Origin of the sequence: Nocardia lasii (assembly GCF_042658545.1) — a bacterium.
Taxonomy (GTDB): domain Bacteria; phylum Actinomycetota; class Actinomycetes; order Mycobacteriales; family Mycobacteriaceae; genus Nocardia; species Nocardia lasii.
In genome coordinates, this window is sequence record NZ_JBHSQN010000013.1 from 338,537 (window position 1) to 354,218 (window position 15,682).

Here is a 15,682-nt window from a genome sequence, read left to right on the forward strand (position 1 = left end):
ACCCACCCAGCCGAGTGGTCAACCCCACCCCGCTCCGGGTACCATGCGACTCGCCCGCGGAGACCCCCGCGGCCAGGGGCGGTAGCTCAGTCGGTTAGAGCCGCGGACTCATAATCCGCTGGTCGTGGGTTCGAGCCCCACCCGCCCCACCCCCCGCCGAACGGCAGCCCACCCATGATTCCCCCCGCCTGCCCCTTCTGCGCGGTGATCACCGGCCAGGACCGCACCGTCCGCGAAATCTACCGCGACGCGGACACGGTCGCGTTCTTTCCCCTGAACCCCGCCACCCACGGCCGAATCATCGCCCAATTCCGATGCTGCTGAGCAGCTTTGATAACGGGGTGCGGGTTGAGCGATCGGCTGCGTGGTGGCGGTAGAAGTCGTAGACAGGGAAGGTGTCGACGAATTCGGAGCCACTGTGGGACATGACTTTTGTCATGGGTGATCCGTGTGGAATCCATGGGGGATCGGTGACCGGTCGTACTACTGGAAGGGGCGGGGAGCGGGGACCGTGGGGGTATGAAGAAAGTAGATGTGATCACCGCACGGGGGCTGCGGCGGACGTATGGGCGTGGCGACGACGCTTTCGAGGCCGTTCGGGGCGTGGACCTGGAGATTTCCGAGGGGGAGGTGTTCGCGCTGCTCGGGACGAACGGTGCGGGCAAGACCTCGACGTTGGACATGCTCGAGGGGCTCGTCGCGCCCACCGAGGGGGAGGTGGAGGTGTTCGGGTTGGATCCGTTGCGGCATCGGGATCAGGTGCGGCCCGCGATGGGCATCATGTTGCAGTCGGGTGGGTTGCCCGCGGAGCTGACGGTGGCCGAGACACTGGAGATGTGGCGCGGGACGTGCACGAATCCGACCACGGCCGGCCATGTGCTCGAGCAGGTCGATCTGACCGATCGGGCCGGTGTGCGGGTCGGTGCCCTCTCGGGGGGTGAGCGGCGTCGGGTCGACCTGGCGTGCGCGCTGCTCGGACAGCCCCGGTTGCTGTTCCTCGACGAACCCACCACCGGCTTGGATCCCGAAAGTCGCCGTGGTACTTGGCAATTGCTCGCCGACCTCAAAGCGGCGGGGGTGACGATGGTGCTCACCACGCACTACCTCGACGAGGCCGAGGCGCTCGCCGACCGGATCGCCATCATGCACAAGGGCGTGATCGCCCGCAGTGGCACCCTGCGCGACATCGTCGCCGACCATCCGGCACGCATCGCCTTCGACCACCCCGGCCTCCCGCTCCCGAGATTCTCCACCGCCCAGCTCGACGTAGGCGCACGAGTCACGCTGAGCACCAAGGAATTACAGGACGACCTGTTCGCCCTACTCGCCTGGGCCCGCGAAGCGCACGTGTCGCTGACCGGACTCGAAGCCCGCGCCGCCTCCCTCGAATCGGTCTTCCTCGACATCGCCGAGAGCACCGACCCGGCCCTGATCGGAGCACGATGACAACCACCCTGCCCGCCAACGGTTTTCGCCGCCGCCCACTCGCCGCGCTCGCGAACGCCGAGTGGTTGCAGTTCCGGCGCAACAAGACCCTCGTCTACATGGCGACCCTGAACCCGATCGCGGTCCCGCTTGTCACCTTCTTCGTGCTGCGCAGGAACGCCGAGCCCACCGCCGCGATGGCGACCCTGACCTTCGAACTGTTGGCGCTGATGGTGCTGGTGTTCGTGCAGTACTACTCGGTGCTGTCGATGGTCACCACCCGCCGCGGCGAGGGCGTGCTGAAACGCTTGCGCACGGGGGAGGCGACCGACTGGCAGATCCAGGTCGCGCCCGCCGTTCCCGGCGCGGTCATGACCCTGCTGTGCACCGTGGTCGTCGCCATCGCGGTGTACGCCGGCGGCGCGCCCGCCCCGGTCAACCCCCTCGCGATCGTGGTCGCCCTGGTTCTCGGCACGGTCCTGTTCACCCTGCTGGCCCTGGCGACCAGTGCCTACACCAAGAACGCCGAGGCCGCGCAGATCACCTCGCTGCCGGTGATGATCGTCGCGATGCTCGGCATGACCAGCATCCGTTCGATCCTGCCGGACCGCATGGCCGACCTCGCCGACCTGACCCCGTTCGCCGCCGTCGCCGACCTCATCTCCCTCGGCGCCGCGGGCACCCTGCCGATGGCGGCGGAGTCCGACGCCACGCTCACCTTCGCCGGGACCGTCACCGAATCCGGCCGTCCGTTTGCGACACTGGCGGTATGGACCGTTCTGGCGCTCGTGCTGACCCGCCGGAGCTTCCGCTGGGACGACCGAGGGTGATGCGCGCGACCGCCTGGTGGCACGAGCTGTCGGGGTCGGCCAAGTTCCGGCTGTACTCGCGGATCACCTACCAGTCGGGGATCGTCGTGCTGGTGGTCGCGCTGGCGCTGGCCGCGAAGTCGGCGCCCGCGGCGATCGCGATCCTGCTCGCCGGTGTCGCCGCACTCGGCGCGGTGGAGGCCCAACCCGCCTTCGCTACCCTCGTCGGGCAGGTGCGGCGGCCGTGGCTGCTTCCGGTGGCGGTCGGTGTGCTCGGCGCGCTGTGGCTGGTCAGCGCGGTGATCGCACGCCTGGCAGGCGCGGAATCGACGGTCGAAAACGCCCGCGCGGTGGGGGTATCGGCGACCCTGCTGGCCCTGTTCTCGGTGGTGCCGTTCGCCCGCCACCGCTGGTGGCTGCTGGTCGGGCTGGCGGCGGCCACCCCGGCGGTGTTCGCGACATCGCCTGCCCTCGGCGTCGGTGGGGCGGCGACCCTGCTCGCGGTCGGGGCCTTCACGATCGTGCTGACCATGCTCACCGTGTGGGGGCTCGGCGTCGTCGACGAGCTCGAGCGGGCCAAGGGCGTCGAGGCGCGATTGCAGGTGGCCGAGGAGCGCCTGCGTTTCTCGCGCGACCTGCACGATGTCGTCGGCCGTGGGTTCTCGGCGATCGCGGTGAAAAGCGAACTGGCGGTGGCACTCTCGCGCGCGGGTGACTCCGCTCGCGCGGTGGTCGAGATGGAGGAGGTCCGCACGCTGGCGGTCGAGTCGATGGGGCAGATGCGCACGCTGGTGCGCGGGTACCGCAATATCGACCTGCGGGGCGAGGTCGCCGGCGCGCGGTCGTTGCTGTCGGCGGCCGGGTGCGACCTCGTCGTGGAAGGCGACGCCGCGCGCGTGCCCGCGAAGTTCCACGAGGTCGCGGCCTGGGTGGTGCGCGAGGGCACGACCAATATCGTCGAACACTCCGCGGCGCGGACCGCGACGCTCACCCTCGGCGCGGCGGGCATGTCGCTGCGCAACGACCGACCCCAGGGCGAGATCGGCGAACGCTCCGGGCTGCGCGGCCTGGGCGAACGCCTCGCCGCCGTGGGCGCGACCCTCGACGTGACCTCCCGCGACGCGGAATTCACCCTCGAAATCCATTGGGAGCAGCAGTGATTCCGGTATTCCTCGCCGACGACGAAACCCTCATCCGCGCCGCCATGGCCACGATGCTCGGCTTGGAACCCGATCTCGAGGTCGTCGCCCATGTGGGCTCGGGCGCCGAACTCGTCGCCGCGTGGCGCCGCCGGGCCGAACAGGCGGAACCGGCGGCGGTGGCGGTCATCGACCTGCAGATGCCGGGCATCGACGGCATCGACACCGCGGTCGAACTGCTCCGAATCACCCCTGGCGCAGGCACGTTGATCGTCACCAGTCACGGCAGACCCGGCTACCTCAAGCGCGCGCTGTCGGCGGGGGTGCGCGGGTTCCTGCCCAAGACCACCTCGGCGGCGACCCTGGCCGAGGTAATCAGGACCGTCCACCACGGCGGCCGCTACGTCGACCCCGAACTCGCCGCCGAGGCCATCAGCGCCGGCGACACCGTGCTCACCGCCCGCGAAGCCGACGTGCTCGAATTCGCCGCCGACGGCGCCTCCGTGGACGACATCGCCAAACGCGCCCACCTCTCACCCGGCACCACCCGCAACTACCTGTCCTCGGCCATGAGCAAACTCGGCGTCGCCAATCGCTACGAGGCCGCACTCAAAGCGCGGGAGAAGGGGTGGATCTAGCCCGAAGTGGCTAGGGTGTGGGGCATTACGGTGCGAGGAGAGGGAACGCGATGGCTGCGGCGCTGGTCAAAGGGCAGAATGCGGGCTTGAATTCGGGGGACGTGGTGCTGTCGGTGCGCGGCGGGGTCGCGGCCGATCTTTCCGCGCTGTTGGTGACCGCCGCGGGCACGGTGCGCTCCGACGCGGACTTCGTGTTCTTCAATCAGCCGCAGGCGCCGGGCGTTCGGCTCGAGCGCGGCGCGCTGGAGGTTTCGGGCGGGGCCGTGCCCGCCGAGATCGCGCAGATCCGCGCGGTGATCACCGTCGCGACCGAGGGCGATACGTTCGGTACCGGCGGGGCGCCGGTGGCGTCGGTGGCCGATCGCGCGGGAAATGTCTTGCACGAGTATGTGATCGACGGGCTCGATCGCGAGTCGGTGGTGATCGCCCTCGAGCTGTATCGCCGTGACGAGCAGTGGAAGGTGCGCGCCGTCGGACAGGGGTACGCGGGCGGGTTCGCCGATCTGGTCACCGATCACGGCGTGCGCGTCGACGACGACGCGCCACAGGTCGCCGCCGTGCCGGAAGTCGTCGCCGTGCCGGAGGTTCGGACCGTGCCCGGCGAGGCGTCGCTGTCGTTCGAGAAGCGACAGAAGCTCGACCTGCGCAAGCGTGAGGTCGCGAAGGTGCTCATCGACAAGAGCGCGTTCGGGGCGCGGGCGCGGGTGGTGCTGGTGATCGACAAGACCGGCAGCATGCAGAAGATGTACAGCGCGGGCACGGTGCACCGGGTCGTGGAGCGGATGATCCCGGTCGCCACCCAGCTCGACGACGACGGCACCCTCGAGGCCTACCTCTACGCCCTGCACTACGCCAAGCTGCCCGACATCACCGTCGCCGACGGCGAACAGTGGGCCAAGACCTACCTGCACCTCAAGGGCACCCACCAGGGCGTCGACTACGACGCGATGGGTGGCCGCAACGACGAACTGCCGATCATGCGCGCGGTCATCGACACCCTGACCACCGAACCGACCCTGGTGCTGTTCTTCACCGACGGCGGCTTCGCCAAGAAGCGCGAGATCGCCGCCCTCATGCGCGAGGCCGCCCACCTGCCCGCGTTCTGGCAGTTCATCGGGCTCGGGAAGTCCAACTTCGGTGTCCTGCGCACCCTCGACGAGCTCGACGGCCGCGTCGTCGACAACGCGGGCTTCTTCGCCCTCGACGACATCGACCGCGTCGACGACGCCGAGCTCTACCGGCTGCTGCTCAGCGAATTCCCCGACTGGTTGCGCGCCGCCAGGACGGCGGGGATCGTCCGGGCCTGAACCCCGAGGTCGATAATGTGGTGGCGTCGCCTCCGCCAAGTCGTTAGCGTGGCTATCATTCGCCGATCGGCGACATGGAAGGATCTACGCATGGACCCCATTACCGAACGCGACATCAGATCGTCGTTCGTGAACTGCTCCAAAGGCGACGCCAAGCGCCTGTCGGTGCCGCGTGACCTGGGCGAACGCCCCTGGGAAGACCTCGACTTCCTCGGCTGGACCGACCCCACCTACGCCGGACGCTGCTATATCTCGGTGCCGCGCGAGGACGGGCTGGTCAGCATCGCGCTGCGGCACGAGACCGGCGGATCGGGCAAGACCCAGATGTGCACGATCTGCCTCACCACCCACTCCAGCGGCGGGGTCTCGCTGATGACCGCGAGCAAGACCGGCGAGTCGGGACGCAAGGGCAACACCGTCGGCAGCTACATGTGCACCGACCTGGCCTGCTCGCTCTACGCGCGCAACAAGAAGCGCCCCTCGATGGGCAGCCGCTACCGCGAGGACCTGACCCCCGAGGCGAAGGCGCAGCGGGTCGTGGACAACCTCAACGCCTTCGTGGACCGCCTCTACACCTGACGGGCGCAGCCGCTCCTGCGCCGCGCGCGGCCGGAGCTACGCCTAGAGCATCGCGTTCATGATCGTGCCGCCGCTGGTCGCCACGACGCCGCCGATCATGGCGCCGGCGACCATCTTCGGCGACTGCATCGCGCCACCGGTCCACTTCTCCCACGCGAACTTGCCGCCCGCGACGGTGATGGCGAGGATGCCGGACAGGATCATGAACCAGGTGAAATAGTTCACCAGCTGCAAGATCTTGTTCGACAGCGGCGGCGCCTCGGGGGTCGGATTGCCGATCTGCGCCAAGGTATCGGTGACGGCGGCCAGAATCATTTTGGTCTCACTCGGTAACTCGGGGGGACGGCGAATGAACTGCTGTCAGTGATGTTATCCGGTCCGTTGCGGTGATGCGGCCGCCCGCCCGGACAGTACCGATCGGTTTTGTTGGTGCGCAGAGGGTTCGCGCCCGTATCCTGGACGAGGTTCGAATACGACAGGGCTGGAACGCAGTTCGCGTGACGCGATAGGGGAGCAGGCTATGAGCATCATTCTGACGTCGATGGCCGACACCATCACTACGTACGCGCAGATCGGCAACCCCACGCCGCAAGCGCCGCCACTGTCGGACAAGATCATGCAAATGGTGCAGTACCTGACCTGGTTCATGATCCTGTCGGGCGTGCTCGCCATCACCGTCGCCGGCGGAAAGTTCGCCTGGGAGAAGTGGAACGGCAGCGCGATGGAGTCGCCGAAGATGATCGCGGGCGCCATGATCGGCGGCGTGGTCGCCACCAGCGGCGGCACCATCATGAACGCGATCCTCAGCTAGCTCCCGGCTAGATCCGGGCGCCCTTGGCGCGATTGCAGGCCCGGCACAGGATCTGCAGGTTCGTCGCGCTCGTCGCACCACCGCGACTGAGCGGGATGATGTGATCGAACTCCAGGTAGTGGCCGTCGCCGCACTCGACGCACACGCCGCCGTCGCGCTGCCACACCTGGGCTTTCACATCCTGCGAAATGCTGCGGCTGTCGCGCTGACCCGGCGTGAGGACCAGGCGTTTCGACACCCGCAGCGCGCCTTCCAACGCGGCGGCCACATAGTCGGGGTCGGTGACGCCGAAGGTCGCCCCGCCGCGCGCGGACGTGGCGGCCAGCACCACCGTGCCGTGCTCGGGGTGCACCGAAACCACCCTGTTCCACGGCAGTTCGATGCCGGTCCCGTCGCCGACGAAACGCAACTTCTTCGAGCTGGCGATGAGTCGGCCCTCGGTGTTGCGCGGGCCACGCGCGAGCATGCGGACGTGCACGGCGGGCAGGTCCAGGTGCACGCGCTCGTCGGGGTCCAGGTGCAGGCCCGGGGTGGTGACGGCGGGCAGTTCGCCGCCGCGCAGGCGCGAGAGGGTGCGGCCGCGGTGCATGCGGCGGCGCAGGTCGTCGACGCTGCCGCCGGACAGGGACAGCTCGCTCACCACATGCTCGAAAGCCTCCAGCTCGTCGGCGAAGACCTCACCGTCGGCGAACGCGAAGGCGACCATGCGCTCGACGTGGGTCAGGCCGGCCTCGCGCAGCACCGCGCGGCCGTGGTCCTCGTCGATGCGGTGAAAGCGCAGCGCCGCCCAGACTTCGGTCCACTCCGGCGACTGGGTGCCGGGGCCGGTGAGGACGCGACGGGCCCGGTTGTGCCAGTGGGTGAGGAATTCCTCGATCTCGGCGGCGCAGTCCTTGCACGGGGAATGACCACCGAAGAACTTGCGGCGCAACGGGTTACCGCAGCGGTGGCAGCGGGTGCCGTGCGTGCGCGGGTGCGGGCGCACGCTCGAGGTCCACTCGTCGCCGTCCCACCAGCGGAGTTGATCCGGGTTGTCCGGATCGGGGTGCCAGTCGGCGTAATCGGGGTCCGAAGGGGGCGGTGGCGGGACATCGATGACGCGGCGGGTGAGGGCCGGTGGTCGGGTCGCGGCGGTGTGGGGTGCGCGATCCGGTGCGGGTCGGGGTCGGCGGAGGTCGCCGTCGGGTGAATCGTTGTCGGGCAGGGCCGCCGGGATACGGGACGGCGTCTCCGCTGTGCTCGCCGAAGCTCGGATCGGTACCGGGCGCGGCGCGGGTTCGTCCACCGTCACCCCGAATTCGGTGGCCAATCCGGTCAACCCGCCCGACCAGCCCTGGCCGATCGCCCGGAACCGCCACTGCCCGTCGCGGCGGTAGAACTCGCCGAACATCATCGCCTGCACGTCCTCGATGCCCTCGACGGCGAACTCGGCGATCGGGCCCTCGGCCGCGTGCACGGTGAGGGTGAGATCGGGGAGCTGGTCGAAGGTGGCGTCGTCGAGGGAGGCGCTGATGACGATGCGGGCCACCTCGGGCTCGGTGCGCGGCAGGGAAACGCTCAGCCGCGCGGTGCCCGGCGCCGGTTCCTGGTCGAGGGTGACGGCCTGGGAGGCGTGGCGCGGGGCGTTGAAGAAGACGAAATCGCGGTCACCGCGGACCAGACCGGACTCGGTGACCAGCAGGGCGTGCGCGTCTACGGCATGCTCGGACCGCCATGAAACGACCACGGCGAGAAGCGATGTCGGGACCGGCGCGTGCGCACCCTTGCGTAGTTCCATGGTGTCTGCATGATGTCATGCCGGTACGACAGGGTTTTTGGAGCGCTGGCGCGCTCGAGGTCGCGGCCCTGGAGGGGCGACCCGGCCGCGACCGGCCACTGCGTGGCAGCTGCTCTCTAGGGGTCGCCGGTGCGGGGCTGGGAGTGCGGTCGTGGGGGATTCGGGGTTTGCGGTGTGTGCTGGTCATCCATGCGTGTGGGTTGAGGTGGCATAAACGTGCAGCGGATCGCTCGGGTGGCTGGATTTCGGGCTCGGGGACGTTCGGTTGCACGAAAATGCCACCGTGGTGGCAAGGAGTGCGGGGGTTGACCAGGGTCGGTGGGAAGGCGCGCGTGCGGTGGTCAGCGGCGGGGGCGGCGCTTGGGCGGGTCGGGTTCGGGGGCGGGATCTTCGGGGGTGCGGCCGGTGATTCGGCCGAGTAGGCCCGCGCCGGGGAGTTTGGCGAGGGTGCCGAAAACGTCTTCGCCCAGGGCGATGACCGCTTCCAGGCGGGGGAGGAGGCGGTCGTAAGTGGCGAAGACGGGGTCGGCCAGGGCCAGGGTGCGGTCGAGCCGGTCGATGGTGGAGTTGAGGCGGTCCACCGCGATCGAGAGGTTTTCGACCAGGTCGGGCAGCTGTGCGGCGAGTTGGGCCGACGCGGGTGGGAGGCGGACGGCGGCGTCGAAGGCGTAGCCCGCGGTCTGCTGGGCGGCGTCGATGGCCTGGCCGGCGGCGGTCTGGGCGGCGCCGACCGCGGCCTGGGCGGCGGAGAGCAGGTCCGCCCCTGGCACCTTGCGCGACTGCGCCGCGGGAGGAACCTCCTGCGCGCGTCCCCGTTTCCTCGGGTTCGTCATGACACCACTGTGCCCCAACCACGCCCTTCCCGCACCAGCGGACGGCCGCACCGGCACCGCGTGTCCTGCGAACCACGCCCTTGCCGCACCAGCGGATGGCTCCACGCAAGGCGTGTCCTCCGAATCCCGGCGACACAGCGACAGGTTCGCGGCACGATCACCGGGCGGCAGGCGTGTCACATCCCGGCGGCAGGGGGAACCCTCAGCTCAGTGCGCGGAAGGTGGCGGCGGCCTTGAGGACCATTTCGGCGTACTCGTCCTCGGGGTCGGAATCCAGCACGATCGCGCCGCCCGCGCCGATGCGCCACTCGTCGTCGTAGCGCACAGCGGTGCGGATCACGATGTTGAGGTCGGCGGTGCCGTTGAGGCCGAGGAAGCCGATGGTGCCCGAGTAGATGCCGCGCGCCTGCGTTTCGAGTTCGTCGAGGATCTCCATCGTGCGCAGTTTCGGGGCGCCGGTCATCGAACCACCGGGGAAGCAGGCGCGCAGGCAGTCGATCACGTCGGCCTCGGGGCGCAGGGTGCCGCGCACGGTGGAGACCAATTGGTGCAGGGTGGAATAGGTTTCGGTGTGCATGAGCTTGGGGACGTGCACCGAACCGACCTCGCACACGCGACCGAGATCGTTGCGCAGCAGGTCCACGATCATCAGGTTCTCGGCGCGGGTCTTGGGGTCGTCGGCCAGGGTGCGGCGCAGGTGCTCGTCCTCGGCGGCGGTCCGCCCGCGCGGCGCGGTGCCCTTGATCGGCTTGCTCTCCACCACCCGATCGCGATCGACCTTGAGGAACCGTTCGGGCGAGGAGCAGGCCACGTCGAGCCCGTCGAAGCGCAGGTAGGCGGCGTACGGGGCCGGGTTGCAGCGGCGCAGGCGGCGGTACACCGCGAGTCCGTCGTCGGGGGCGGCGGCGACCGTGAGCGCGTCGGTCAGGCAGATCTCGTAGGACTCACCCGCGTGCAGCCGGTCCTGGCACACCGCGATATCGGCCAGGTAGCGCTCCCGGCCGCGCACCAGATGCGCCCGCACGGCATCGGGATCGGTGGGCACCCGCAGCTCGGCGGGGTTCACCCAGGTCGGCAGCTCGGCGAGGGCGGCGGCGGACTCGGCCAGCCACCGCGCGCCGGATTCCGCACTCGACGCATCGGTCATGGCCAGCAGGTGCGTGCGCCCGGCCACGTGGTCGACCACGATCAACCGGTCGGCGAAGATCCAGCGCGCGTCCGGGGTCGGGGACCGGTGGACCACCTGCCCACCGCACTCGCCCTTCACCTCGTAGCCGAGATACCCCACGTACCCGCCCGCGAAATCGAAAGGCAGCGACGGTGTCTCGCACTCGCGCGCCCGGAGCTCACGCTCGAGGTAGTCCAGGACGGTCCCCGCGACGGTGCGAGTGCCCTCGGCGTCCGTCACGGTGACGCAGCCCTCGCCCACGCGATACCCGACGACCTCGGCGTGCGGCCCGCGCGCGTCGCCGAGAAACGAGAACCGATCGAGCCCGGGTTCGACGTGTTCGCTGTCGAGCCAGAACGCGGTCGTCGCATCGGCATAGCGGCGCAGGAAGATCGCCTCGGTATCGATCGCACGCTCGATCACCTTGTGCGACAAGTGAAACGAGCGCCTCGGGGTAACCACCTCGACCTGCCCCACAGGTCCGCGCCCTACGATCGGCGTGACCATCCGCGCCTCGGTCACGTTGTGCGACAACCGAAGTGATGGTTCCGGGGTGCCGGTGGGCGACCCCGCCCGCCCGCGCACCACGATCGGGGCATCCACCCGCGCCTTGGTCAGGTCGGCGAAATTGCGCAGCAGTGCCGCACCGAACTCGCTCGACACCGACTCGGGATGGAACTGCACCCCCCACTGCGGCCGCTCGCGATGCCGCACCCCCATGACGACGCCGTCGCTCGTCGAGGCGGTCACCTCGAGCGCGTCGGGTAGCGGCTCGTCGGCCGCGAGCGAGTGGTAGCGCACCACGGTGAAGTCCTGGGGCAGCCCGGCGAACAGGTCGCGGTCGTCGTGGCGCACCTGATCGAGGAAGCCGTGCCTGGCCTGTGGGGCCCGCGTCACCGTGCCGCCCGCGTCGATCACGATGCCCTGGTGGCCGAGGCAGACGCCGAGCAGCGGGAGCTCGGTCTGGGCGATGAGTGCCGTGGACACCCCCATATCGCGGGCGCGGTCGGGCCTGCCGGGACCGGGCGAGATCACCACATTGTCGAAATCAGCGAGCCCCAACTCGGCGGGGTCGGTGACCTCGTCATTGCGCACGACGACCGGCTCGCTGCCGTTGACCTCGCTGATCAGCTGATAGAGGTTGTAGGTGAACGAGTCGTAGTTGTCGATCAAGAGCGTGCGCATCGTGGCAGAAACTTTACGCCCGACGCCGAAGGCGGGGCACAATGTGCGCCATGGCTGTTGCGCAACCCGTCGACGTTGACCCGGAGATCGCCGATTTCGCGGCTATCGGCACCTGGATGGACGGGCAGGGCCTGCCCGAGGGCGGCTTCGACCGGGTCGTCGCGCTCGGCGGCGGCACCCAGAATGTGATGCTCCGATTCACCAGGGGCGGGCGCGACTACGTGCTGCGCCGCGGGCCCCGCCACCTGCGCGCCAAGAGCAACGAGGTGATCGGCCGGGAAGCGCGCCTGCTCACCGCCATCGCCGGCACCGACGTGCGCTCGCCGCGCGTGATCGCCGCCTGCGACGACACCTCGGTGATCGGCGCCGTGTTCTACCTGATGGACCCCATCCGCGGCTTCAACCCGCAGACCGAACTGCCCGACCTGCACGCCGCCGACCCCGAGATCCGTCGCCGCATGGGCCTGTCCGCCGTCGAGGCCATCGCCCGACTCGGCGCACTGGACTACCGCGCGCTCGGCCTCGACGACTACGGCCGTCCCGACGGTTTCCTGGAACGCCAGGTCCCGCGCTGGCTGCGCGAACTCGACTCCTACGGCGCCAACGCGGGCTACCCCGGCCCGCGCATCCCCGAACTCGACCGGGTCGGCGACTGGCTCGAACGCCACCGCCCGCGCACCTGGACGCCGGGGATCATGCACGGCGACTGCCACCTGGCCAACATGATGTTCGACTACGACGGCCCCGAGGTGGCGGCGATGGTCGACTGGGAGATGTCCACGATCGGTGACCCGCTGCTCGATCTGGGCTGGCAGTTGGCGACGCGCCCCGAACCCGGCACGGCGGGCGCGGGCCTGATGGGCACTCTCGGCACCGTCGGCGGCCTGCCCACCCCCGCGGAGATGATCGAGCACTACGGCACCTTCTCCGATCGCGATCTCGGCGCCGTCACCTGGTACACCGTGCTGGCCTGCTTCAAGCTCGGCATCGTCCTCGAGGGCACCTACGCGCGCGCCTTCGCGGGCAAGGCTCCGCAGGCCATCGGCGACTACCTGCACGCGGTGACCCTGGAACTGTTCGGGCGGGCCGACCGGCTCGCCGAATGATGCCCGGATCTCGCCGATAGTTGGCAGTATATTGATGGAGCACAATAAACGGACAAACTAGGCTCGGTTCATGATCGTTCCCGACACCAAGAACTGGACCTGGGTCCTCGAACGTACCTGCGCCGAATGCGGGTTCGACGCCGAGAACACCGCGTACGCGGCCGTCCCCGACCTCACTCGCGACAGCGCCGCCCGCCTCGGCGCGGCCCTCGAACGCGCGGACGCCCGCGTGCGGCCGGACGAACTGACCTGGTCGGTCCTCGAATACGCCGCCCATGTGCGCGACGTGTGCCGCATCTTCGACACCCGCCTCGCGCTCATGCTGGCCGGCGACGGCGTCGAGGCGCCGCGATTCGAGAACTGGGATCAGGACGAGACCGCCGTCGCCGATCGCTACAACGAGCAGGATCCGGCTGTCGTCGCGCGGGAGCTGGCCGTGGCCGCGGAGCGGGTGGCCGCCGCGTTCGACTCGGTCGCCGCGGACCGGCTCGAGCTGCCGGGCGCGCGCAGCGACGGTTCGCTGTTCACGGTCGATTCGCTGGGTCGATACTTCCTGCACGATCTGGTCCACCACGTGCACGACGTGCGCGGCTAGAAATTTCTCGCGATCAATTTCTAGAACGTGTTCCAGAAACCGGCGAATTGTCGCTAGGGTGAGTGCAGTCACAACGAGGCACGGCTCGGCGAGAGGTCTACCGGAACATGAAGACGAAGGGCGCGATCCTGTGGGGCACCGATCAGGAATGGTCGGTCGAGGAGATCGAGGTCGGCGACCCCGTTGCCGGTGAAGTGCAGATCAGGATGGAAACGGCGGGCATGTGCCACTCCGACCATCACATCGTCACCGGTGCCACGCCGATGCCCGCCTTCCCGGTGATGGGCGGGCACGAGGGCGCGGGCGTGATCACCAAGCTCGGCCCCAACTGTCCGAGCGATCTGGCCGTGGGCGACCACGTGATCCTGTCGTTCATCCCCGCGTGCGGGCGCTGCCCCTCGTGCGTGTCGGGCAATATGGCGCTGTGTGACCTGGGTGCGGGATTGCTGATGGGACAGGCGATTTCGGACGGTACCTACCGCGTCCAGGCACGCGGCGAGAACGTGATCCCGATGTGCCTGCTCGGCACCTTCGCTCCCTACATGACGGTGCACCACACCTCGGTGGTGAAGATCGACCCCACCATCCCGTTCGAGGTCGCCTGCCTGGTCGGGTGCGGGGTACCGACCGGTTTCGGTTCCTCGACCCACGTGGCCCAGGTCGCCCCCGGCGAGACCGTGGTGATCGCGGGCATCGGCGGCGTCGGAATGAGCGCGTTGCAGGGCGCCGTCCTGTCCGGCGCCACGAAAGTCATTGCCATCGACCCGAATCCGTGGAAGCGCGAACAGGCGCAGAAGTTCGGCGCCACCCACACCTACGAGAGCATGGCCGCCGCGATCATGCCGATGATCGAGGCCACCGAGGGGCGCATGGCCGAGAAGGTCATCCTCACCATGGGCGAGATGCACGGCGACTACATCGAAGAGGGTCTGATCCTCACCGGCAAGGCGGGCACCCTCGTCGTCACCTCGATGGGGCGCATGGACGCCGGCGAGGTGAAGATGAACAGCTTCCTGCTGTCGATGTTGCAGAAGACGGTGAAGGGCACCATCTTCGGCGGCGGCAACGCCCGCCAGGACGCGCCGCGCCTGCTCTCGCTGTACAAGGCGGGCCAGCTCAATCTCGACGACATGGTCACCCGCAGTTACTCCCTGGAGGAGATCAACCAGGGCTACCAGGACATGTTGGACGGCAAGAACATTCGCGGGATCATTCGCTACACCGAAGCCGACTGGTAGTCAGCCCCGCCGCGCCCGCTCGGCGAGCCGAACCGCGACCTGAGCGATCAGGTCGTACGGAATCGGTTCGCCGAGTGGGAATTTCAACGTTCCCTTACCCGTGTTGTACGGCTCGATGGCGGCGGTGAAAGCCGCGTCGCCCTCGGGCACCGGGTACACGCTCACATGGGCCTTCCAGCCCGCGAAGTAGATGAACACCCGGCCGTCGAGGGTGGCGGCCGGAATCGCGTAGCTGATCTTCTCGCCCGTGTCGGGCACCGCGTGCTGGATCGTCTCGCGGATGCGGTGCAGGACGGCGCGCTCGGCCGCCGGTTGCGCGGCCAGATAGGCGTCGACGGAGGCGGGTTTCTCGGCCAAGGTTCCTCCTCGTGGGTTGGGCCGATTCTAGGCCCTGACCAGCACGTCGTCGGGATGACCCGCGGCCTCGAGGCGACCGTCTCGCAGGAGTAGGCAGTGATCGGCGCTACTCGCGTCGGCCACGTCGTGGGTGGCCTGGACGACGGTGACGCCCGTCGCGGCGATCTCGCGCAGCGCCCCGGTGATCTCGGCGCGCGAGGCCGCGTCCAGGCCTGTGGTCGGCTCGTCGAGCAGGAGTAGCTCGGACTGTTGGGCCAGAGCCTGGGCCAGCAGGGTGCGCTGGCGTTGGCCGCCGGACAGGGTGTCGAGGCGCCGCGTGCTCAGCGCGGTGAGGTCCATGCGCTCGAGGCAGGCCCCGACGATGGCGCGGTCCTCGCGGGTGAGTCGACGCCACGGGCCGCGATGGGCCCACCGTCCCATCGCCACCGCGTCGCGCACGGTGATCGGCAGGGTCGGCGGAATCGCGGTGTGCTGCACCACGAATGACGGTCTGCCCGCGTCGTCACGACGCACGGTGCCCCGGCTGGGCGTCACCGTGCCCGCCAGCACGCCGAGCAGGGTCGACTTGCCCGAGCCGTTCGGGCCCACGATCGCGGTGATCCGGCCGCGCGGAATCGCCGCCGTCAGGTCCGCGAGAACGAGGTGGCCGGGGTAGCCCGCGCTCAGGTGCTCGATTCGGAGTGCTTCTGTGTGCTGCATGTCACCTCAATTGAAA

17 protein-coding genes and 1 tRNA gene are annotated in these 15,682 nt (G+C 69.2%); 12 read left to right on the forward strand and 6 right to left on the reverse strand.

Going from position 1 to position 15,682, the window contains the following annotated elements:
• The first annotated feature begins 75 nt into the window (after positions 1-75).
• From ACFP3H_RS19985 to ACFP3H_RS20020, 8 genes are all read left to right on the forward strand, one after another.
• Positions 76-149 (forward strand) — tRNA-Ile (locus tag ACFP3H_RS19985).
• A 25-nt stretch (positions 150-174) separates the two neighbouring features.
• The gene (locus ACFP3H_RS19990) at positions 175-324 is read left to right on the forward strand and encodes a hypothetical protein (protein ID WP_378608240.1); all 150 of its coding nucleotides are present in this window, start codon (positions 175-177) and stop codon (positions 322-324) included.
• Between the two features lie 195 nt (positions 325-519).
• On the forward strand, positions 520-1,446 hold the full coding sequence (locus tag ACFP3H_RS19995; RefSeq protein WP_378608242.1) for an ABC transporter ATP-binding protein: 927 nt from the start codon (positions 520-522) through the stop codon (positions 1,444-1,446).
• The gene (locus tag ACFP3H_RS20000; RefSeq protein ID WP_378608244.1) at positions 1,443-2,255 is read left to right on the forward strand and encodes an ABC transporter permease; all 813 of its coding nucleotides are present in this window, start codon (positions 1,443-1,445) and stop codon (positions 2,253-2,255) included. The genes ACFP3H_RS19995 and ACFP3H_RS20000 overlap by 4 nt, the downstream gene beginning before the upstream one ends.
• The gene (locus tag ACFP3H_RS20005) at positions 2,255-3,394 is read left to right on the forward strand and encodes a sensor histidine kinase (RefSeq protein WP_378608246.1); all 1,140 of its coding nucleotides are present in this window, start codon (positions 2,255-2,257) and stop codon (positions 3,392-3,394) included. The genes ACFP3H_RS20000 and ACFP3H_RS20005 overlap by 1 nt, the downstream gene beginning before the upstream one ends.
• Entirely contained in the window at positions 3,391-4,011 is a 621-nt protein-coding gene (locus ACFP3H_RS20010; protein ID WP_378608248.1) for a response regulator, read from the forward strand. Before ACFP3H_RS20005 ends, ACFP3H_RS20010 begins: the two co-directional genes overlap by 4 nt.
• A gap of 50 nt (positions 4,012-4,061) precedes the next feature.
• Positions 4,062-5,318: a VWA domain-containing protein gene (locus ACFP3H_RS20015; RefSeq protein ID WP_378608250.1), complete on the forward strand. Its 1,257-nt coding sequence runs from the start codon at positions 4,062-4,064 to the stop codon at positions 5,316-5,318.
• A gap of 90 nt (positions 5,319-5,408) precedes the next feature.
• A complete protein-coding gene (locus ACFP3H_RS20020; protein WP_378608252.1) occupies positions 5,409-5,897 on the forward strand; it encodes an FBP domain-containing protein in 489 nt (162 codons plus the stop codon).
• A 42-nt stretch (positions 5,898-5,939) separates the two neighbouring features.
• Here ACFP3H_RS20020 and ACFP3H_RS20025 read toward each other — a convergent pair whose 3' ends face one another.
• On the reverse strand, positions 5,940-6,212 hold the full coding sequence (locus ACFP3H_RS20025) for a hypothetical protein (RefSeq protein ID WP_378608254.1): 273 nt from the start codon (positions 6,210-6,212) through the stop codon (positions 5,940-5,942).
• Positions 6,213-6,417: 205 nt separating this feature from the next.
• Here ACFP3H_RS20025 and ACFP3H_RS20030 point away from each other — a divergent pair, with 205 nt between their 5' ends.
• The gene (locus tag ACFP3H_RS20030; RefSeq protein ID WP_378608256.1) at positions 6,418-6,708 is read left to right on the forward strand and encodes a hypothetical protein; all 291 of its coding nucleotides are present in this window, start codon (positions 6,418-6,420) and stop codon (positions 6,706-6,708) included.
• 7 nt (positions 6,709-6,715) lie between these two features.
• Here the strand turns inward: ACFP3H_RS20030 and ACFP3H_RS20035 are convergent, their stop codons facing one another.
• The 3 genes from ACFP3H_RS20035 to pabB all read right to left on the reverse strand — a co-directional run bounded on the left by ACFP3H_RS20035 (position 6,716) and on the right by pabB (position 11,671).
• Entirely contained in the window at positions 6,716-8,485 is a 1,770-nt protein-coding gene (locus tag ACFP3H_RS20035) for a TerD family protein (RefSeq protein ID WP_378608258.1), read from the reverse strand.
• Between the two features lie 341 nt (positions 8,486-8,826).
• Positions 8,827-9,318, reverse strand: a complete 492-nt coding sequence (locus ACFP3H_RS20040; RefSeq protein WP_378608260.1) for a hypothetical protein — start codon at positions 9,316-9,318, stop codon at positions 8,827-8,829.
• Between the two features lie 202 nt (positions 9,319-9,520).
• Complete coding sequence (gene pabB, locus ACFP3H_RS20045; protein ID WP_378608262.1) at positions 9,521-11,671, reverse strand: aminodeoxychorismate synthase; 2,151 nt, start codon at positions 11,669-11,671, stop codon at positions 9,521-9,523.
• Positions 11,672-11,721: 50 nt separating this feature from the next.
• On the opposite strand from pabB, the gene ACFP3H_RS20050 reads away from it, so the two are divergent.
• The 3 genes from ACFP3H_RS20050 to ACFP3H_RS20060 all read left to right on the forward strand — a co-directional run bounded on the left by ACFP3H_RS20050 (position 11,722) and on the right by ACFP3H_RS20060 (position 14,610).
• A complete protein-coding gene (locus ACFP3H_RS20050; RefSeq protein WP_378608264.1) occupies positions 11,722-12,777 on the forward strand; it encodes a phosphotransferase family protein in 1,056 nt (351 codons plus the stop codon).
• Positions 12,778-12,847: 70 nt separating this feature from the next.
• Positions 12,848-13,372, forward strand: a complete 525-nt coding sequence (locus ACFP3H_RS20055) for a DinB family protein (RefSeq protein ID WP_378608266.1) — start codon at positions 12,848-12,850, stop codon at positions 13,370-13,372.
• Positions 13,373-13,479: 107 nt separating this feature from the next.
• Positions 13,480-14,610 (forward strand): NDMA-dependent alcohol dehydrogenase, encoded by a 1,131-nt coding sequence (locus ACFP3H_RS20060; protein ID WP_378608267.1) that lies wholly within the window; start codon positions 13,480-13,482, stop codon positions 14,608-14,610.
• Here ACFP3H_RS20060 and ACFP3H_RS20065 read toward each other — a convergent pair whose 3' ends face one another.
• Both ACFP3H_RS20065 and aztA read right to left on the reverse strand, forming a co-directional pair.
• Entirely contained in the window at positions 14,611-14,967 is a 357-nt protein-coding gene (locus ACFP3H_RS20065) for an iron chaperone (protein ID WP_378608269.1), read from the reverse strand. It abuts the gene before it with no gap.
• Positions 14,968-14,994: 27 nt separating this feature from the next.
• A complete protein-coding gene (aztA, locus tag ACFP3H_RS20070; protein WP_378608271.1) occupies positions 14,995-15,666 on the reverse strand; it encodes a zinc ABC transporter ATP-binding protein AztA in 672 nt (223 codons plus the stop codon).
• Between the last annotated feature and the right edge of the window lie 16 nt (positions 15,667-15,682).